This window comes from Noviherbaspirillum cavernae (genome assembly GCF_003590875.1).
GTDB lineage: Bacteria > Pseudomonadota > Gammaproteobacteria > Burkholderiales > Burkholderiaceae_D > Noviherbaspirillum > Noviherbaspirillum cavernae.
The window spans coordinates 2,630,523-2,650,028 of sequence record NZ_QYUN01000002.1; the positions used below are offsets into that span (position 1 = coordinate 2,630,523).

Annotated in this window: 22 protein-coding genes; 13 read left to right on the forward strand and 9 right to left on the reverse strand. The window is 60.6% G+C overall.

Annotated elements, in window-relative coordinates; translation table 11 throughout:
* Positions 1-55: 55 nt before the first annotated feature.
* From pcaG to D3870_RS12350, 5 genes are all read right to left on the reverse strand, one after another.
* Positions 56-631: a protocatechuate 3,4-dioxygenase subunit alpha gene (gene pcaG / locus D3870_RS12330; protein ID WP_119739495.1), complete on the reverse strand. Its 576-nt coding sequence runs from the start codon at positions 629-631 to the stop codon at positions 56-58.
* Position 632: 1 nt separating this feature from the next.
* Positions 633-1,337, reverse strand: a complete 705-nt coding sequence (gene pcaH / locus D3870_RS12335) for a protocatechuate 3,4-dioxygenase subunit beta (RefSeq protein ID WP_119742019.1) — start codon at positions 1,335-1,337, stop codon at positions 633-635.
* Between the two features lie 258 nt (positions 1,338-1,595).
* The gene (gene pcaF / locus D3870_RS12340; protein WP_119742021.1) at positions 1,596-2,798 is read right to left on the reverse strand and encodes a 3-oxoadipyl-CoA thiolase; all 1,203 of its coding nucleotides are present in this window, start codon (positions 2,796-2,798) and stop codon (positions 1,596-1,598) included.
* Positions 2,799-3,008: 210 nt separating this feature from the next.
* A complete protein-coding gene (locus tag D3870_RS12345; RefSeq protein WP_119739497.1) occupies positions 3,009-3,656 on the reverse strand; it encodes a CoA transferase subunit B in 648 nt (215 codons plus the stop codon).
* The gene (locus D3870_RS12350; RefSeq protein WP_119739499.1) at positions 3,653-4,324 is read right to left on the reverse strand and encodes a 3-oxoacid CoA-transferase subunit A; all 672 of its coding nucleotides are present in this window, start codon (positions 4,322-4,324) and stop codon (positions 3,653-3,655) included. Before D3870_RS12350 ends, D3870_RS12345 begins: the two co-directional genes overlap by 4 nt.
* 325 nt (positions 4,325-4,649) lie before the next feature.
* Between D3870_RS12350 and D3870_RS12355 the strand changes: the two genes are divergently transcribed.
* From D3870_RS12355 to D3870_RS12370, 4 genes are all read left to right on the forward strand, one after another.
* On the forward strand, positions 4,650-5,486 hold the full coding sequence (locus D3870_RS12355) for an IclR family transcriptional regulator domain-containing protein (RefSeq protein ID WP_119739501.1): 837 nt from the start codon (positions 4,650-4,652) through the stop codon (positions 5,484-5,486).
* A 100-nt stretch (positions 5,487-5,586) separates the two neighbouring features.
* The gene (locus D3870_RS12360; protein WP_119739503.1) at positions 5,587-6,015 is read left to right on the forward strand and encodes a GNAT family N-acetyltransferase; all 429 of its coding nucleotides are present in this window, start codon (positions 5,587-5,589) and stop codon (positions 6,013-6,015) included.
* Positions 6,016-6,130: 115 nt separating this feature from the next.
* A complete protein-coding gene (locus D3870_RS12365) occupies positions 6,131-6,400 on the forward strand; it encodes a hypothetical protein (protein WP_119739505.1) in 270 nt (89 codons plus the stop codon).
* Positions 6,401-6,424: 24 nt separating this feature from the next.
* Positions 6,425-7,234: a PPK2 family polyphosphate kinase gene (locus D3870_RS12370; RefSeq protein WP_119739507.1), complete on the forward strand. Its 810-nt coding sequence runs from the start codon at positions 6,425-6,427 to the stop codon at positions 7,232-7,234.
* 171 nt (positions 7,235-7,405) lie between these two features.
* Here D3870_RS12370 and D3870_RS12375 read toward each other — a convergent pair whose 3' ends face one another.
* Positions 7,406-7,624, reverse strand: coding sequence for a hypothetical protein (locus D3870_RS12375; RefSeq protein WP_147375786.1), 219 nt, complete (start codon positions 7,622-7,624; stop codon positions 7,406-7,408).
* Positions 7,625-7,872: 248 nt separating this feature from the next.
* Between D3870_RS12375 and D3870_RS12380 the strand changes: the two genes are divergently transcribed.
* Positions 7,873-8,298 (forward strand): GreA/GreB family elongation factor, encoded by a 426-nt coding sequence (locus tag D3870_RS12380; protein WP_119739510.1) that lies wholly within the window; start codon positions 7,873-7,875, stop codon positions 8,296-8,298.
* 92 nt (positions 8,299-8,390) lie between these two features.
* On the opposite strand, the gene D3870_RS12385 is transcribed toward D3870_RS12380, so the two are convergent.
* Both D3870_RS12385 and aspT read right to left on the reverse strand, forming a co-directional pair.
* Positions 8,391-10,040 (reverse strand): bifunctional aspartate transaminase/aspartate 4-decarboxylase, encoded by a 1,650-nt coding sequence (locus tag D3870_RS12385; RefSeq protein WP_199710630.1) that lies wholly within the window; start codon positions 10,038-10,040, stop codon positions 8,391-8,393.
* A 42-nt stretch (positions 10,041-10,082) separates the two neighbouring features.
* On the reverse strand, positions 10,083-11,771 hold the full coding sequence (gene aspT / locus D3870_RS12390) for an aspartate-alanine antiporter (RefSeq protein ID WP_119739512.1): 1,689 nt from the start codon (positions 11,769-11,771) through the stop codon (positions 10,083-10,085).
* Positions 11,772-12,465: 694 nt separating this feature from the next.
* On the opposite strand from aspT, the gene D3870_RS12395 reads away from it, so the two are divergent.
* The 4 genes from D3870_RS12395 to D3870_RS12410 all read left to right on the forward strand — a co-directional run bounded on the left by D3870_RS12395 (position 12,466) and on the right by D3870_RS12410 (position 14,115).
* Positions 12,466-12,855 (forward strand): glycine zipper domain-containing protein, encoded by a 390-nt coding sequence (locus D3870_RS12395; RefSeq protein ID WP_119739514.1) that lies wholly within the window; start codon positions 12,466-12,468, stop codon positions 12,853-12,855.
* A gap of 69 nt (positions 12,856-12,924) precedes the next feature.
* Positions 12,925-13,293: a phage holin family protein gene (locus tag D3870_RS12400; protein WP_158590448.1), complete on the forward strand. Its 369-nt coding sequence runs from the start codon at positions 12,925-12,927 to the stop codon at positions 13,291-13,293.
* Positions 13,290-13,778: a hypothetical protein gene (locus D3870_RS12405; protein WP_119739518.1), complete on the forward strand. Its 489-nt coding sequence runs from the start codon at positions 13,290-13,292 to the stop codon at positions 13,776-13,778. Before D3870_RS12400 ends, D3870_RS12405 begins: the two co-directional genes overlap by 4 nt.
* Before the next feature lie 112 nt (positions 13,779-13,890).
* On the forward strand, positions 13,891-14,115 hold the full coding sequence (locus D3870_RS12410; protein WP_119742025.1) for an entericidin A/B family lipoprotein: 225 nt from the start codon (positions 13,891-13,893) through the stop codon (positions 14,113-14,115).
* 74 nt (positions 14,116-14,189) lie between these two features.
* Here D3870_RS12410 and D3870_RS12415 read toward each other — a convergent pair whose 3' ends face one another.
* Positions 14,190-14,870 (reverse strand): hypothetical protein, encoded by a 681-nt coding sequence (locus D3870_RS12415; RefSeq protein WP_119739520.1) that lies wholly within the window; start codon positions 14,868-14,870, stop codon positions 14,190-14,192.
* Between the two features lie 345 nt (positions 14,871-15,215).
* Between D3870_RS12415 and D3870_RS12420 the strand changes: the two genes are divergently transcribed.
* The 4 genes from D3870_RS12420 to D3870_RS12435 are packed head-to-tail and all read left to right on the forward strand — an operon-like array spanning position 15,216 to position 19,446.
* Positions 15,216-15,950, forward strand: a complete 735-nt coding sequence (locus D3870_RS12420; RefSeq protein WP_119742027.1) for a cysteine peptidase family C39 domain-containing protein — start codon at positions 15,216-15,218, stop codon at positions 15,948-15,950.
* Complete coding sequence (locus tag D3870_RS12425) at positions 15,947-17,413, forward strand: RimK family protein (RefSeq protein WP_119739522.1); 1,467 nt, start codon at positions 15,947-15,949, stop codon at positions 17,411-17,413. Before D3870_RS12420 ends, D3870_RS12425 begins: the two co-directional genes overlap by 4 nt.
* Positions 17,410-18,663 carry a carboxylate-amine ligase gene (locus D3870_RS12430; RefSeq protein WP_119739524.1) on the forward strand — a complete coding sequence of 418 codons (1,254 nt, stop codon included), beginning with the start codon at positions 17,410-17,412 and terminating at the stop codon, positions 18,661-18,663. Before D3870_RS12425 ends, D3870_RS12430 begins: the two co-directional genes overlap by 4 nt.
* 33 nt (positions 18,664-18,696) lie before the next feature.
* Entirely contained in the window at positions 18,697-19,446 is a 750-nt protein-coding gene (locus D3870_RS12435) for an N-formylglutamate amidohydrolase (RefSeq protein ID WP_242489959.1), read from the forward strand.
* Positions 19,447-19,506: the final 60 nt, after the last annotated feature.

Genomic DNA, 19,506 nt, shown 5'->3' on the forward strand with positions numbered 1-19,506 from the left:
ACAACAACGGTTGAGCCGCCAGCACCCGGACTGCTTCCGAAGAGAATGGTCTCTTCTATACATCGAAAAACACTGTCTCGTCGTTTCCGCTGGAATCGCCCTGGATCGCGACATTCCATTCGTACACGCCGTCGCCCGTGCGCTTCGCGATGAGCGTAGCGCGCCGTTCGGCGGGAACGAGTTTCAGGATCGGATCGTCGGCATTGCTCGCCTCATCCGCGAAATACACGCGGGTCGCAAGCCGCTTGGTCAGGCCGCGCGCAAACACCGACACCACGATGTGCGGCGCCTGCAGCGCGCCACCCGGTCCCGGCACGCGGCCCGGCTTGATGGTGGTGAAGCGGAATCCGCCTTCGGCATCGGTCGAGATGCGGCCGAAGCCCTTGAAGCCGGCTTCGACGGGCAGCTCGCGCGTGTCGTCCGGATGCGCGTACTTGCCGTGGGCATTGGCTTGCCAGATTTCGATCATGCCGTCCGGGACAATCTTGCCGTTGCCGTCGAACACGCGTCCCTGCAGCACGATGCGTTCACCAGTCACGCCCTCGCCGACGAGGTTATCGGTATTCAAGCCGTCGAGTCCGATATGCAGGTAGGGGCCGACGGTCTGCGATGCGGTCATTTGCAGGCTCATGTTACTTCTCCATTGGCGTGGCGTCGCGTCCGCGCAGCACGATATCGAAACGGTAGGCGAGCGCGTATTCCGGGCTGGTCTTTTCCCAATCGAAAGAGGAGATCAGCCGGTTGCGCGATTTCTCGTCAGCGGTGCAGTTGAAAATCGGATCGAACGGCAGCAAGGGATCGCCCGGGAAGTACATCTGCGTCACCAGACGGGTCGCAAAGGCATTGCCGAACAGCGAGAAATGAATATGCGCCGGACGCCATGCATTGTGATGGTTGCGCCACGGGTAGGCACCGGGCTTGATGGTCAGGAACTCGTAGCGCCCTTCCGAATCGGTCATGGTGCGGCCGTTGCCGGTGAAGTTCGGATCGAGCGGCGCATCATGCTGATCGTTCTTGTGCAGATACCGGCCGGCGGCATTGGCCTGCCATGCCTCGATCAGCTGATTGCGCACCGGCTGGCCGTTTTCGTCGAGCACGCGGCCGCTGACGATGATGCGTTCGCCGATCGGTTCGCCGGCGTGATGGTGGGTCAGATCATTGTCACCGAGCTTGACCGTGTCGTGACCGAACACCGGACCCGTCACCTCGGACAGCGTTTGCGGCAACAGGATCAGTGGCTTGGACGGCGAACGTTTCTGCGTCGACGCATAGGATTCGCAAAGATATTCCGGTTGGGTGTCCCAGTACGGCCGGCGGTATTGCGCGATTTCCGACATTGCTTGCTCCTTCAAATATGGTGCTGTGTTTCTTAGAGCGTCTAACAAAATGATTCTGAGGGTGTTGCGCCGCCTTGCCGTACAGTTGTACTGTCTGCGGCGGCGCGTCTACTCAGAACCGCTTCGCTTCATTTTGTTAGACGCTCTTATGCTGCGTGCCATGCCGAACGACCATGAAGAACCTCGAACTCCCACGCAACGGCGCGGTTCGAGATTCCTCTCATGCCACCGGCACGACGATTCACAATGACCGAGCGATCAAACCCGCTCGATCACCATTGCAATCCCCTGCCCCACGCCGATGCACATGGTGCACAGCGCGTAGCGGCCGCCGGTGCGGTGCAGCTGGTACATCGCGGTCGTCACCAGACGCGCGCCGCTCATGCCGAGCGGGTGGCCGAGCGCAATCGCGCCGCCGTTCGGATTCACGCGCGGATCGTTGTCCTGCACGCCCAGCATGCGCAGCACGGCAAGGCCTTGCGCCGCGAATGCCTCGTTCAATTCGATCACGTCCATCTGGTCGATGGTCAGGCCAAGCTGCTGCAGCAGCTTCTGCGATGCCGGCGCCGGGCCGATGCCCATGACGCGCGGCGCAACGCCTGCGGTCGCCATGCCGACAATGCGGGCGCGCGGCGTCAGGCCGAAGCGCGACGCCGATGCCTCATCGGCCAGCAGCAAGGCGCATGCGCCGTCGTTCACGCCGGAGGCATTGCCTGCGGTCACCGAGCCATCAGCGCGCACCACGCCTTTCAGTTTCGCAAGCGCTTCCATGCTGGTCGCGCGCGGATGCTCGTCCTGCGACACCGTGACCGGATCGCCCTTCTTCTGCGGGATCACGACCGGCGTGATTTCCTGTGCCAGCGTGCCGTTCTGCTGCGCGGCGGCAGCCTTGTTCTGGCTCGCCACGGCGAATCTGTCCTGGTCTTCGCGGCTGATCTTGTAGTCGACGGCGACGTTCTCTGCGGTTTCCGGCATGGAATCGACGCCGTACAGCGCCTTCATCTGCGGATTGATGAAACGCCAGCCGATGGTGGTATCGAAGATGCCGGCGTTGCGCGAGAACGCGCTGTCGGCCTTGCCCATCACGAACGGCGCGCGGGTCATCGACTCGACGCCGCCGGCGATCATCAGGCTCGTTTCGCCCGACTTGATGGCGCGCGCGGCGGTACCGAGCGCATCCATGCCCGAACCGCACAGGCGGTTGATGGTCGAACCGCCGATTTCCTGCGGCAGACCGGCCAGCAGCGCGGACATGCGCGCCACGTTGCGGTTGTCTTCGCCGGCCTGGTTGGCGCAGCCGTAAATCACGTCCTGCACCGCGTTCCAATCCACATCGGGATTGCGCGCCATCAGCGCACGCAGCGGCACCGCGCCGAGGTCGTCGGCCCGCACGTCCTTCAACGCGCCGCCGTAACGGCCGATGGGGGTGCGGATTGCGTCACAAATAAAGGCTTGGGTCATGGTCATCTCCATGAATAAGTTTGGGGTGCAGTTTCAAGTTGAAGCCTTATTGCGTCAACCGTGAATCTTGATAATACCTATTGCGTTTCTTGATCAAAGGCGGCCACAGCGAATTCTCAACGAATCCTCCATCGCACGAACCGCGCCGGGATTCATCGTTTCACTCGGAATGATGATGATCTCGACGGGCTCATCGACTGACTCAATCGGTCAGGACGCCGTCCGATCGATCAAGGGCACGCCGGTAATCGTCTGCAATTCTTCGAACGATATATCGGCAATCTTCTCGCGCACGGCCAATCCGTCCGGCGTCACGTCGAGCACTGCCAGATCGGTATAGATGCGGTTCACGCAGCCGACACCCGTCAGCGGATAGCTGCATTGCGCCACGACCTTGCTCTCGCCGGTCTTGGTCTGATGCTCCATCATCACGAACACCTGCTTCGCGCCGACCGCCAGGTCCATCGCGCCGCCAACCGCGGGGATTGCATCCGGCGCACCGGTGTGCCAGTTCGCCAAGTCGCCCGTAGCCGACACCTGGAATGCGCCGAGCACGCAGATGTCCAGATGCCCGCCGCGCATCATTGCGAACGAATCGGCGTGGTGGAAATACGCACCGCCCTTCAGCAGCGTGACCGGCTGCTTGCCGGCGTTGATCAGGTCTTCATCTTCCTCGCCGGGCGCAGGTGCCGGCCCCATGCCGAGCAAGCCGTTCTCGCTGTGCAGGAAGATTTCACGTTCCTTCGGCAGATAGTTGGCGACCATGGTGGGCAGGCCGATGCCGAGGTTCACATATGCGCCTTCAGAGATATCCTGCGCCACGCGCGCGGCGATCTGGTCGCGGGTCAAACGTTTCATGCCGGCCTCCCTTGCAGTACCACGCGCTGAACAAAAATCCCCGGAGTCACGATCGTTTCCGGATCGAGTTCGCCGAGTTCGACGACTTCATTGACTTGCGCAATCGTGCACTTGGCCGCCATCGCCATGATGGGACCGAAATTGCGCGCTGTCTTGCGATAGACCAGGTTGCCCCAGCGGTCGCCCTTGTGCGCCTTGATCAGTGCGAAGTCGGCGTGGATCGGCGACTCCAGCACATAGTTGCGGCCGTTGATCACGCGCGTTTCCTTGCCTTCTGCCAACAGCGTGCCGTAGCCGGTCGGCGTGAAGAAACCGCCGATGCCCGCGCCTGCGGCACGAATACGCTCGGCCAGGTTGCCTTGCGGCGTCAGTTCCAGCTCGATTTCGCCGGCGCGGAACGCCGCGTCGAAATGATGGGAATCGACCTGGCGCGGGAACGAGCAGATGATCTTGCGCACCCGCTTCGCCGCGATCAGCGCCGCCAGTCCGGTGTCGCCGTTGCCGGCATTGTTGTTGACGATCGTCAACTCGCGTGCGCCGTGCGCAATCAGCGCATCGATCAAGGCGGACGGCATGCCGGCGTTGCCGAAGCCGCCGATCATCACGGTCGCGCCGTCGCGGATGTCGGATACGGCAGCTTCCAGGGATTCTGAAATTTTATCGATCACGTTCGCTTCTCTTGTGTATGGAGCTGTTTGCATGTGCAAACCTGCCATGCAGCCGGAATAACGTCTCCGGCCATCGCATTCGCGGGCTTGCACAACCTGCAACTCGCATCCGGCTCATGTTGACATTGTTCGATTATCGAACTAATGTTTGTTTATAGAACACAATTGCAGTGTATCGAGTGCAACAAGCGAGCGTCAAGGCGGTTTTCGCAAATGTGTTCGATGGCCGAACAACTCCGCGCGGCACACAGAAAGCCTGTTTTCGACGCGCGAAAACCAACACTCACATCAGCCCGGCGGCTTGCCGGCATAAAAGGGAAACAGCATGCCCAACACCGCAGCCGGCCACGCACCGGCGGATGCAGCAGCAAAGAAACCGCTCACCATCGCGGAAGAAATCGACGCCCTCACCGATCCCAGCTTCATGACCTCGCTGGCGCGCGGATTGGCCGTGATCCGCGCCTTCAGCGACCAGCGCCGCAGCCTCACCATCGCGCAGATCAGCCACCGCACCGGCATTCCGCGCGCGGCCGTGCGCCGCTGCCTGCACACGCTGAAGCAACTCGGCTACGTCGATTCCGAAGCGAACAATTTCTCGCTCAAGCCCAAGATACTCACGCTCGGCTATTCCTATCTGTCCTCGACGCCGCTCACGCTCGCCGCCCAGCCCTATCTCAACAGCATCAGCCGCACGCTCAACGAATCATGCTCGCTGGCCGTGCTCGACGAGGACGAAGTGCTCTACGTGGCCCGCTCGGCCACTTCGCGCATCATGTCGGTCGCACTCAACACCGGCAGCCGTCTGCCCGCGTACTGCACCTCGCTCGGCCGCGTGCTGCTCGCCTGCCAGCCGGAGGAGGACCTGGACGCGTACTTCAAGAGAGTCGAACTGAAGGCCTGGACCGACAAGACCGTCGTCTCCGAAAAGGGCCTCAGGGAAATTCTCGGCAGCGCACGCAAGAACGGCTACGTGATCCTCGAACAGGAACTCGAAATCGGCTTGCGCAGCATCGCCGTTCCCGTACGCGGCGCATCGGGCAATGTCATCGCGGCGCTGAACGTCGGCACGCAAGCGGCGCGCGTGAGCCAGCAGAAGATGAAGGACGATATCCTGCCGGTATTGTTGAAGGGGGCGCAGGAGTTGTCGGTGCTGCTGCCGTAGGAGACGTGCGCCGCTCGATCAATTGAACAATCGGGATGCGCGTCCCTGAATATGCGAACATAGTGCCGCAGTGCAACCTTCGCCAACCCAGGACACTCCCATGATCGACATCCGCACGGCCACGCTCGCCGACTCCCGCCCCATCGCCGGTCTGATGAACGCACTCGGCTACCCCGACGCCGCCTCCTACATCGAACGGCGCATCGTGCAATTGACCGCACACCCCGACGAAGAACTGCTCGTCGCCACAAGGAACGGCGAAGTGGTCGGCGTGATCTCGATCCATTTCATCCCGCAACTTGCCCTTGCCGGAGATTACTGCCGCATCAGCTACTTCTGCGTCTCCGAAAATGCCCGCAGTGAAGGTGTCGGCGCCGCACTCGAAGCGCGCACCGTCGAACTGGCCCGCGAACGCGGCTGCGACAGCATCGAGGTGCACAGCAATTCACGGCGCGAAGATGCCCATCGCTTCTATTACCGGCAGGGATATGTCGAGTCGCCGAAGTATCTGATTAAGAAGCCGGGCTGAGGCCTTCTCTGCACCTGTTTCTCAAACTGACGAATAGCCGAATAAACACAGCCCCGACCTGCACCGCTCTGCCACCACCGGAAACGCCACATCGCAAGAAAAACGCAATGTGCCAATGTCGCTGATCCTGATCACTGGCATCCTTGCAATCGTCATGGGCATGGCACTCGCCCGTGACGACCTTGCCTTCGTCATATTCTCCACGGTGCTGCATCCGCAATTCAACTCCGCTGTGGCGCTGTCGATCGATCCGCTTACCGCGACAATATGCAGAACAGCAGTTTTGATTCAGGTTCACAATATTACGGCTGCCTTGCAATGCGGAAGGAACACTTTGATCACGCTCGCCAGCACAGGCATCACTTCCGCTTCAATGTGTTGTTGATCCACTGATGAAAGGCCGTGAAACATGAAAGCTGCCGAGCGTTTCCGTGCCAGGGGCACGCAGAAAATCAGGGACAAGGACGCGTCCGATGCACCGCTTGCGACGGGCGACAAGGAGCGGGATGAAAGGCAGGTGATGGAGCTCGCGAAGAAAATCGGCGAGTACCAGGACATTTTCTATGCCGAGCATCGGCGCAAGATTCTGATCGTGCTGCAAGGCATGGATACCAGCGGCAAGGACGGCACGATTCGCAAGGTGTTCGGCGAACTGGATCCGCTCGGCGTGCGCTGCGTTTCATTCAAGGTGCCGACGACGGTCGAGCGCGAGCATGATTTTCTGTGGCGGATTCACAAGGAAGTCCCGGGCCAGGGAGAAATGGCCATCTTCAATCGCAGTCATTATGAAGACGTGCTGGTACCGGCGGTGCATGGCTTGATCGGCGACAAGGAGCGCAAGCGCCGCTATGCGCAGATTCGCGATTTCGAACACATGCTCGCCGAGAATGGCACGGTGCTGCTCAAGTTTTTCCTGCACATCTCCAAGGCCGAACAGAAGAAACGGCTCGAAGCGCGCCTCGCCAATCCTGACAAGCACTGGAAAGTCGATCCGAACGATCTCGCGGAGCGCCAATACTGGAATGACTACCAGCAGATGTATGACAAAGCCATCCATGAAACCGATGCCGATCACGCCCCGTGGTACGTGATCCCTGCCGACAGCAAGGACCATCGCAATCTTGCAATCGGGTCAATTGTCGTTGAGACGATGAAAGAGATGAAGCTGGCATATCCGCCACCGAACGAGGCGTACTTCAAGGTGAAGGTGCCGGACTAAGCAGGTCCGCAAAAGTTTTTGACATGTCGTAGGGTGCGTTCCACGCACCGTCTCACCTGGCACGGGCCAATGTCGTCCAGTTGCGAGAGGCGAACGGTGCGTGGGACGCACCCTACGAATTGGCCAGCTAGCGGGGATGAATTCGATGTCAAAAAACTTTTGCATACCTGCTTAGGTGCTTCGGCGATGCACGCCGTGCGCAGCAATCGTCGGTCTCTCCTGGCCCGGCAGGTTGACGAAGTTCCCCAAATCGCTATACTCGACCGACGTCATCAACCTTGCGCGCCCCGAAAAAGTGATCAGGCCATTCTCTTCCCGGAATCGCTTCTGTTCTGCCTTGAACAGGGATCTGTTGCGCCTGTCGGTTTCGCATGACGGCGCGGCCATCAAGCGCGCTTCATCGCACCTTTTTCCTGCGCCGGATGTTCGCCGCGCGCAGACATCCACCAAAGACCTCGCCTGCCTCTCTTGAGCTCGGCGAGTGCCTGAAGGAGCGGCCGGCGGCCAGCCCTGACACCCACTCTCCGAGCTCTCCCGCTTCACATACCAACTGATTCGCCGATGCCTTGCCGCGTCTGGCGAATGCCATTCCATTGACAGTTCTGCCTCCACGCGCGAGGCAGCGGAGACCTATTGCCATGAAATTCAAACGTTACCTGACGCAGGACGATGCCACCGTATTGAGTAGACTTGCGGAGCAGCTGATGCGGGTGCGGGATGTGAGATTCAACAGCGGTGAAACGCTGATCGACATCATTTCGACGTCCATCCTCCTGCCCGAGAACACGCGGAAGAAAAACTTCGTCTCGCTCTATGCCGAAGTCGCTTATACAGGCATCGAACACGACGGTGAGCATGCGATGACGATCGTCTGCCCGCAGGATGCGAATCAGGCGCTGGCGCACGTTTCCATCCTTGCGCCGCTGGCACTGGCCTTGATCGGACGCGAGGTGGATAGCATGGTGGAAGTGGAACTGCCCTTCAGCCAGGTGCACGTTGTCAAGATACTGGGAGTCAGAAACGCGTCAGCGACATCCATTGCACCGGCGCTGCGCCACGGCTGACCTTGAGGAGTCGATGAACGCTTCATGCTTCTTGCAGGACGCAATCATGCACCGCACATGCGTCCTGCAAGCCGGCCGACCAATGCGGCGGCCTATCTGTTCTTGCCGCCGTTCCCGGGCTTGGCCGGAGGCTTGGAGCCGCCACCATGTTCCTGCTGAAACTGCTCGTGGTATTCCGCCGCGAGTTTGCGCAGCGAGCGGCCGATGCTGGCGTATTCGTATTCGTTGAGGTTCGCCAGCGATGCGCGGGCGGCGGGACGCAGCGTGCCAAAACCCCGGCCGGGCAAAAGCACCACGCCTGTTTCGTCGGCGACGCGGAACAGAATCTCGGTGGGATTCTTCGTCTTCATGACCCATTCGGAGAATTCGCGCCCGTACAGCTTCTCCGTGATGTCACCGAGATCGAGCAAGGTGTAGTAATCGACGAAGTTTTCGTCGCGCACGGACTCCACGCCGAGTTCGCGATACAGCGCGGTATCACGGTGGCGGATGATTTTCTTCAGCGCCGACTTGTACGCGCCTTGCTGATCCATCAGCGAAAACAGCGAGAACATCACCATCTGCACCTGTTGCGGAGTCGATAGACCGGCGGTATGGTTGAGCGCCACCGTGCGGCTGTCCGCGACCAGACGGTCGATGAATTTGAGGGCGCGGACATCGGGCGTCAGCGACGCGTAGCGTTCGTCAAGCTCCTTCTTCTCGCTTTCCGACAAGGCCGCGATCGTGCGGTCCATCACATTATCCGCGTGCGTCGCAACCACGCCGAGCCGCCAGCCGGTCGCGCCGAAATACTTGGAGAAGGAATACACCAGCATCGTGTTGTGCGGCAGCATGGCGAACAGTGACTGGAATCCGTCCGCGAATGTGCCGTAGACATCGTCCGTCAGCACCATCAGATCGGGACGCTTGGTCCGCACTATGTCGGCGATGCGCTGGAGGCCTTTGTCATCGATTTTCACCGAGGGCGGATTGCTGGGGTTGATCACGAAGAATGCCTTGATCTTCGGATCAAGCAGCTTGTCCAGTTCGGCATCGGGGTATTGCCAATTTGCGTTCGGATCGGCATTGATCAGCACCTCTTCCAGGCGATAGTCGTTCAGCTCCGGAATCTCGATATACGGCGTGAATGCCGGCATGCCGATGGCGATCCTGTCGCCCGGCGCGATCAGCTTGTTTTCGCGCATGGTGTTGAAGATGTAGGTCATTGCCGCCGTGCCGCCTTCGACGGCGAACAAATCCACATCGCTCATCGGGAGATTGCCGCCGACCATTTCCGTGACGATGTAGTGCCGCACGATTTGCTCGCTGCATTTCAGCATCCGTGGCGGTACCGGGTAATTGCATCCGAGAACGCCGGCAACCATTTCCAGAATGAATTCGTCTTCCGGCATGCCAAGCTGATCGCGCACGTATGACACGGCGCGCTCAAGGAACACCACGCCCGGCTTGTCGCGGTTGTGCGCGACAAAAATGTGGAAGCGCATGCCGATATCCCTGGCCTTCGGCAGGCCGCCGATCCCCTCCGGCATGTAGGAATAGGAGTATTCGGCCTCCGAAACGGCAAACAGTCCAAGCTGGAAGAAGGCCCGTCGCGCGAGCGTGGCCAGAAAATTCGGATTGCCGCGCCCGGCATTGAGCATGGCCATGTCGGGATGACCGGACGCGAGCTTGATGAGTTCATCCTTCAGCTCGAAAGGGCTCAGGTTGGCGTACTTGCTGTAATCGATATGTGGCACGGTCATTCTCCTGTATGAAAAGAGTGAATGGGAGGCGCGTGGCAGTGTTCAGGCGAAGGCAACGACCAGCGGCCCCAGCAGCGTGAGGAACACGTTCGCCAGCGCATAGGTGATCGCAAAGGGAACGGTCGGGATGGCGTTCTCGGCCTTGTCCAGCACTTCGCCGAAGGCCGGATTGGCACTGCGCGAGCCGGAGAGCGCGCCGGCAAACACGGCGACGTTGTCGTAGCGAAGTATGTAGCGGCCAATCAGCATGGTGATGATCAGCGGCACCACCGTCACGACCACACCCCAAAGGAAGATCGACAAGCCGCTGGTCTTGATCGTCTCGATCGCCTGCAGGCCGGACGACAAGCCGACAGCGGCCACGAATCCGGCCAGACCAAAATCGCGCAGCAACTGCGAAGCACCGGACGGCATATTCCCGATGGTCATGTGCCGCCCTCTGTACCAGCCGAACAGCAAGCCTGACAGCAGCGCACCGCCGCCGGCACCGAGCGTCAAGGGAATCGCTCCGATGCGCACCACCAGCAAGCCAATCAGCAAGCCCACCGCAAGGCCGAATCCGTGATACACGAAATCGGTCTTGTCACTGCTGATGACGACGTCGCCGATCTCCTTGGCGACGCGCTTGACGTCCTGTTCGGCCCCATACAAGGTCACGAGATCGCCAGACTGAACGACAGTGTGGGGCGTCATCGGGATGGGAGCGCCATCGCGCTTGATGGCCGGCACATAGATGCCGTGGCGAATACTGGCGGCGGTTGCAGTCCGGATATCACCGATGGTGCGATTGGTGTACGCCGGGTTCTTCAGCGCCACGTCGCGTGTCTGCATGATGAGATCCATCCCGCTGGATGACTGCAACTCCGTGCCCAGCCGCTCCGCAACGCGGACCACGCCGGCACGCCGCCCGACCAGCAACACGATATCGTCCGCCTGCAGCTGCAAGGTCGGCGCGACGTCCACCAGCGCATTGCCGCGTTTGATGCGTTCGATTGTGACGCCTGCATCAACGCTCGTCTGCTCCACCTCGGCCACCGTTTTTCCGGCGCTGCCGCCGACACGAAACAGCCGGCCGACGATTTCGGGTGCGGCGAGTTGCTGGCCCGGCCCGAGAACCGGCGCGCCCTTGAGCAATTCCGCTTCGGCCTTGATGGCATCGTCGCGAATGCTGCGGCCCATGAATCGCGGCAGCAAGTTCGCGCAGATGAGAATCGCACCGAAGGAACCGAAGACGTAGGTCACGGCATAGCCGATGGCGACATTGGCTTGCAAGCGCTGCACCTCATCGGCCGGCAATCCCATTTTCGCGATTGCGTCGCCGGCAGTTCCGATGATGGCGGATTGGGTCAGTCCCCCTGCGGCAAGACCGGCGGCGAGCCCCTTGTCCAGATGCCCCCATTTCGCCACGAGAATCACGGTCAGGAGGCCGGTGACGGCAAGCACTGCCGCGAGGATGATTTCCTTGATCGATTGCCGACCGAGCGAGCGGAAGAATCGCGGACCGCTATCGAAACCGACCGCATAGATGAACAAGGCGAAGAGTATCGATTTGACGCCGGGATCGATTGACACGCCGATCTGGCTGATGAGCACCGCGACGAGCAGGGAACCGGCAACACCGCCCAGCTGGAATTTTCCGAACTGGAATTTGCCGACCCAGTAACCCATGGCAAGCGAGAGGAACAACGCTGTTTCCGGAGACTGCTTTGCTATTCCATGAAGCCATTCCATGTGCTCACTCCGATGGGATGCAGCGGTCAGCGGTCATCTTCATGCATCGAACCGCTCGATGAGGTGTACGAGATGTGCACTGCGATATGCGATGTTCCCCTGGTGCTTGATTACGCCCGGCATGACGGACTGTGCATGCGTGCGCTTGCAATGCCGTGATGTTCGTGATGTTCGATACGGGATGTTCGGACTCTAGGACATGGCTCTCGTCGATTCATTGAGATAGTACAAAGGAAGACCCGTAAAGTTATTTACGCTGGTGCCGGACGACATGCGGCGAAGGTGCTGCGCGATGAACGGATCGAGGCAATGTGAACGACATTTGACTCGACATGCAATTGTTTCGCACCGGGATTTTCCTCCTGCTGTTTTGCGAAGGACATTGAACAAAATGCATAGATGCCCTTGCAAAAATTACAGGCGGTTTATACAAACACGCGACGCTTTCGCTGAATCATGAACTTTTCATGCGTCTTTCAGGATAGCGCCCGCATTGGCGAATATGCATGTGCAGCATTACCGCATGCAAGGTGGCACATCCTTTGCTGTTCTTGATCGATATGCATGTTCATAAACTGCAGAAACAGTTCTTCGGGCAATGCAAGGCGGGAGGCATGGTGTCCTGCATTTCGGCGCGATGAAGAATTCCCTTCACTTTCTTTCTTGTTTGGAAAATTTTTCAAAGGAGCTTCTCATGGAATCAACACTGCACTCTTCCACCCCAGGCAACGGTTCGGATGCCGCGAATGCCATCAAGGGCGCTTATCGCGAGGCAAAAGGCGCTGCGCGTCGGAGCGCCGCTGAAATGCGCAGCGATCTGTCGAACATCAAGCACGACCTCGACGCATTGATCGATCGCGCACCGAGCATGAGCGACGACGAGCTGACCAAGGCGCATGCGCAGATGATGCAGCAATTCAGTTCGGTCCGTTCCACGGCGAAGGGCCTTGCCAATGAAGCGTCGCGCCAGTTCAATCGCGGCATGGAAACAACCACCGAATACGTGAAAGGTCGTCCGATGCAATCGGTTGCGGTAGCGGTCGGCACCGGATTGTTGCTGGGCTTTCTGTTGCACCGTCATTGATCGTTGCCGGCAGGCGTATCGCCTGATTGTCCAACCGACTTCCTTTTATCTTTCATGAAAAAACGCACGATGTTTTGGGCCCTGAGAAAGTCCAGATTGCTCTCCGCGCTCGCGATGGATCGCATGACCGACTATATGGATCTGCTGCGGGTCGAAGTGAAGATTCGCGAACACGACATCGGCGTGAAGGTGGTCGGCTTCGCAGTCGCCGGACTGTTCGCGCTGCTCGCGACGATCTTCCTCGGACTGGCGGTCATCGTCACGTTCTGGGATTCGCCATACCGGGCGGCAGCGGCGTGGTCCGTCGTTCTGCTTTACGGCGTGATCGCGGCGATCTGCGTGGGGATCTGCATGAAGCATTTTCAGTCGCAATCAATCGCAACATCCTTGCGCGGCGAGCTGCAACGCGATATCGACATCATCAAGGAGAACATATGAGCCGTGCGCAATTTCTTGAAAGCGAAAGGGAGTCGATCCTGTCACGGATGCAGGCCAGCCGCGACGAGTATCGACGCATCATGACGGACGAACCCGGTGGTGCCTATGTCCCTGAACGCACCGTGAGCCGTGATCCGCGATTGCATGCTGCCGAGCTCACCGATTCCTCTTCCTCTTCCGGTTCGCGTCATGTGCAGCGCTTCTCCGCTTCACTCGCGGATCCGTCGCAGCGCGCCCATCCGTACAAGACCGCCGCCAACAATGCCGCGATGGCAGCAGTCGGTTGGGTGAAGGAGCATCCGCTTCTGTGTGCGGCAGCGGTGGCGGCGGTGGTCGTGATCGGTCCGCGCCGCGTCGCGCGCTCGACCGTCGCCGGAACCAGCGCGCTGCTTGCCTTGACGCTGCGCAATCCGCAGAACATTGACACCGTTACCCGACTCATATCCACTGCGGCGGCGTACGTGCAACGTGGCCGCAGCCGCTGAACGGCGTGCGCGGCGCGTGGCGCAATCACAATCATGTTGTCGATGCGCTTTGGCATGATCATTGCATTTGGTACAAGGCTACACGTCACTCCTCGACCAGAAAGGAAAAACCATGAAAAAACTGATCTCCATACTCGGCATCGTGATCGTCTCGGCAGGGCTCTCCGCATGCAACACCATGAAGGGAGTCGGCAAGGACGTGGAACGCGGCGGCGAAAAAATCCAGAGCGGCGCAAGCAGCACACAGAAGGGCAGCAGCACAAGCGGCTCATCGACCGGAACGACAACGACGACCACTCCGCCCGCCTCGACTTCACCCTCAACCGCGCCGAAATAATCCGGAAGCGCGCATCCTCATCCGCGTGCAGGAGGGGAAGTGCCGGGGCGAATGTCGTCACCCGGCACGCGCAGTCAGCGGCCCGACTGGAATGCGCCCGGTCCGTCCGCGACTTGCTGCGGCCACGTCAACACGGCTGCCGCGAGCTTGCGTCCGTCCTGCGGATTTTCCGCTACGTTGACCATGTGCCTGACCGTGTAACCGGCGGCGTCGGCGCGCACCTGGTAATTGCCTGCCTTGGGCAGATCAACCAATAGAATCGGCCCGTCGCAGGCGATCTGCAGTATCGGCGTGCCGCCCGCATCGTCGATTTCCACATTGACGTCCGCCAGATAGGAGCCATCGCGCGCCGCGAAGGTCAGCATCAAATCGTAATCGCGCGCCGCTCTCTTCATGTAGCCCACTTCCTCCACGCCGATGCCACCGCAGAGATAGGTGATGCCATCGGCTGATTTTGCCTGCAGCCTTGACGCCGGCGCAGGCGCGCTCGTTGCGGAACCCGAGGCCGGGCGCGGCATCGGCTGCACGTCTGCCGGTGGATGGGACAGGGTACCGGAGTCACCGGAGTCACCGGAGGTGGCCGGCGACGGCATGCCGGGCATCGATGGAGTGGCAAGCTCCGGCTTCAATGGATAGGCGGGCGGACCGGCATTATTCGGCGGCAATGTCGATGGAGCCGGATCGGGAAGCTGGGCAAGCCCCGGCGCAGTCAGCAGCGCGACCGCACTCGACAGGATCAAGCTTGACGTTTTCATGTGGATGCCTCCAATCGTTGAAAGCCGCAACGCCGTTCGCAACCGGGAGTACTGCAGTGCAACGCAAGGACGATTCCTCGCATGCGACTTCTGCCCTTCATTGTTCTGCCATGAGGTGCATCATTCATGCCGGAATGCGCAATACGCTTGCCTGCATGAATGCTTGCCGCTGTACCGGATATGAAACTTTTACATAGCCACGCAGTCTTCAGAACACATTTCGCCCAAGGCATCGTGACCGCCGGCTGGCATCGGAAATGCTTTGTTTGTGTATGCAAAGAAAGAGCGAAAACTGCTTCTTCTTCGCCCTGCTTCATCAAGGAAAGTGCGACGCACCACATCGCCGTGATCACCAACAGACTGCAATTGCCCGTCAGTATCCTGCCGCAGCCGGACGAGATCACCTGCGGGCCGACGTGCCTGCAAGCCGTCTACCGCTACTGGAAAAATGGCGATGCGCTCACCGACGTCATTGCGCGCACGGGGCGGCTCGAGCATGGCGGCACCTTCGCCGTATTCCTCGCGTGCGATGCATTGCGCCTTGGCTTTCAAACGACCATCTACACCTACAATCTGAACGTGTTCGATCCGAGCTGGTTCACGCGGCCCGGGATCGACATCGCGGAACGCCTGCGCCTGCAGCGCGAAATCAAGATGGATTACCGGCTGCAACACGCGACCACCGGCTACCTGGAGTTTCTCTCGCTGGGCGGCCGCCTGCGGCTGCTGGACTTGTCGCGCGGACTGGTGCATGGCTATCTGCGGCGCGGCGTGCCGATCATCACCGGATTGAGTTCCACCTTTCTGTACCGCGTGCCGCGCGAGTACGGTGCGGACGATACGCCAGACGACATACGCGGGCTGCCATCCGGACATTTCGTGATCATCGCGGGCTACGACCGCGAGCGGCGCAAGCTGCTGGTGGTCGATCCCTACCACAAGAATCCCTACGCCAGCACCCATGAATACTGGTTGAGCGGCGAGCGGGTAATCGGCGCCGTGCTGCTGGGTGTCGTCACGCACGACGCCAATCTGCTGATCATCCATCCATCCCGCCACCGGCGACAGGACGCGCCATGAACATCCTCTTTGTCGTGAGCCATGCGCAAGACTGGGCTTTCGACATTCCAGGCGTCACCGTCGTCCCCGCCAAAACCTATCTGATGGACCCCGCTTACGGCGAATGCAGGTCAACCAAGGTCTTCAATCTGTGCAGAAGCTACCGTCATCAAAACCTCGGCTACTACGTGTCCCTGCTGGCCGAAGCGCGCGGCCACGCGCCGTTGCCGGATGTAGAGGCAATCAAGAACCTGCAGGCGGACGAGCTGGTGCAGGACACCGGCGACAGGCTCGCGCAACTGATCGATTGTTCCTTCGCACAGCAGGATGCCGATGCAGCCAAACTCACGATCTGCTTCGGCCGCGATATCGCGCAGCAGCACGATCCGTTGTGCGAGCAGCTTTTCCGACTGCTGCGCGTACCGATCCTGCACGCACACTTCGAACGCGCCGGCGACCGCTGGCATCTTTGCAGCATGTATGCGGGTAATGTCGGCGACGTTCCGCCGCAGCACCATGCCTTTGTCGCGCGAGCGGCGATCGATTACCTGAAGGAAGAAAAGATTCGCACCGACAAGCCGGCAGCGGAAAGGCCCGCGCTGGCCATCCTGCTCGATCCGCAGCGTCCGGAGTCGCCATCCAATCCGGAGGCGATCAGGAAGTTTTGCGAAGCCGCCGGCGTGCTGGGCATGTCGGCACACATGATCGCGCCGGATGACGCGCGCCGCCTGCCCGAGTTCGACGCGCTGTTCATCCGCGACACCACCGACATCAATCACTACACCTACCGTCTGGCGCGCCAGGCAGCGGATGCCGGCATGGTGGTGATCGACGATCCGGATTCCATCCTGCGCTGCACGAACAAGATTTATCTGACGGAACTCCTGATGCGTCACCATATCCCCATTCCGAAAACCATGATCGTGCACAGGGACAACGTGGATCAGATCGTGCTCGCGCTCGGCTTGCCGTGCATCCTCAAGCAGCCCGACGGCGCGTTCTCGCTCGGTGTGGCAAAGGTCGAATCGGAGCAGGAGCTGTTGGTCAAGGTAGCCGACTTGCTGCAGGAGTCCGAACTGGTGCTGGCGCAGGAGTATCTGCCGACGGAATACGACTGGCGCGTTGCCGTGCTCGACCATCGCCCTCTTTTCGTCTGCAAATACTATATGGTCCCGGGTCACTGGCAGATCATCAAGCACGAACATCACCGCATGTCGGAAGGAAAAACCGAGGCGCTCTCGGTGGGCGAAGCGCCGGACGAGGTCGTGAAGCTCGCAGTCCAGGCCGCCAATCTGATCGGCGACGGATTCTACGGCGTGGATCTGAAGCAGGTGGGCAGCCAGTGCTGCGTGATCGAAATCAACGACAACCCGAACGTGGATGCCGGCAACGAAGACGGCGTGCTGGGCGATGCGCTGTACCGCGAAGTGATGGGTGTTTTCCGCAAGCGGATCGACGCACGCAAGGGGAGTACAGCGTCGTGAGCGACGACCCTGCAGCCTTGCATGCCTTCGGCGGCTACGGCATCGAACTGGAATACATGATCGTGGACAGCGCCAGTCTGTCCGTCGCGCCGATCGCGGACCGGCTGCTGCGCCAGGCGACCGGTGCCGACAGCAACGACGTCGATCGCGGCATGCTCGGGTGGTCGAATGAAATGGTGCTGCACCTCATCGAAATCAAGAACCTGCGCCCCGTCGCATCGCTGTCGATGCTGCCGGATGCTTTCGGGAACGAGATTCGCGCGATCAACCGGATACTGGAGGGATGGGGCGCGCGCCTGATGCCGGGCGCGATGCATCCGTGGATGGACCCGCGCACCGAAACGCGGCTCTGGCCGCATGACAATCACGCGATCTATCGGGCATATGACCGCATCTTCGACAGCAACCGTCATGGCTGGGCCAATCTGCAGAGCATGCACGTCAATCTGCCGTTTGCCGGCGATGCCGAGTTCGCGCGCCTGCATGCGGCGGTACGGCTGGCGCTGCCGATCCTGCCCGCGCTGGCGGCCAGTTCGCCGATCGCGGAGCAACGCGACGCGCGGTGCGCCGATTACAGGATGCATGTGTACTGCGGCAATTCGGACAGGATCCCTTCCATCTCCGGCATGGTGATCCCCGAAAACTCCGCCAGCCGCGCGGAATATGAAGCGTCGGTCCTCGCCCCGATGTACCGCGACGTCGCGCCGCACGATACGGACCATGTGCTGCGATACGAATGGCTGAATTCGCACGGCGCGATCGCACGCTTCGACCGCAATGCCATCGAGATCCGCGTCATCGACACGCAGGAATGTCCGCGCGCCGACATGGCGATCGCCGCCGCCGCCGGCTTTGTCGTGCGCACGCTGTACCACTCGGACGCCTTGCCGCTGGCGGCGCTGCAGGCAATCTCGACGCCGGCATTGGCTGCCATCCTGCACGCCTGCATACGCGACGCCGAGCAGGCCGTGGTCGACAATGCCGCCTATCTGGAATTGCTTGACTATCCGGCAACGAGCTGCACGGCGGGGGAATTGTGGCACCGCCTGGTGGAACGGATGCTGGACGAAGCGCCTGAGCATGCCGCGGCATGGGAAGCGTCGCTGCAAGTGATGCTGCAACAGGGGTCTCTTTCTCGGCGGATATTGCGGGCCGTGGATTCCGACTATTCAATGAATCATTTACAGCGGGTTTACCGCGAGCTGTGCGATTGCCTGCAGGAAGACCGGATGTTTGGCGTTTCATGCTGATGCAGGTGCAGACGCGGCATTGCGGCATGTACGGTGAAGCACTTTTTGCGGATTGCGGCAAATGACGTGATCGACGTGGCAAGCAATTTCCTCATCACCTGCGAACACGGCGGCAATCGGATTCCCTCCCCTTACCGGAAATTCTTTCGCGGCCATCAAGCGCTGCTGCGCACGCATCGCGGCCGCGACTTCGGCGCATTGCGCCTCGCGCGCGAGCTGTCGGATGCACTGGACGCGCCGCTGCTGTTGTCCACCGTCAGCCGCCTGCTGATCGACCTGAACCGCTCGCCGGGACATCGCGGGCTGCATGCGGAGGCAATGCGCGATGCGCCGCGCGCGATTCGGGAGGAAGTCTATCGGCAGTATTACCTGCCCTATCGCACCGAGGTGCAAAACCGGATCACGCAGACCATCGGCAGCGGTGCGCGCATCGTCCACCTCTCCTGCCACAGCTTCACGCCCGAGCTGGACGGCAAGCTGCGCAATGCCGATATCGGCCTGCTGTACGACCCGGCCAGAACTGCCGAAGCGCATCTGTGCCGCCGCTGGCAGGCGACGCTGAAAACGCACGCGCCGGAACTGAAGACGCGCATGAATTACCCCTACAAGGGCACGTCTGACGGCTTGACTGCATACCTGCGCAAATGCTTTGCACCGCAGGATTATCTCGGCATCGAACTGGAGATCAACCAGAAGCATGTCCTTGCACGCGGGCCGCACTGGAGCGAGGTGCGCAGCGCGGTGATCGCGGCGTTGCTGGAGCTTGTGCGGCCGGAACGATAAGCGGGCCGCATGGCAGGCCCGCTGGCGGCGCTGCGTCCTGACGGCATCCGCCCGGCATCA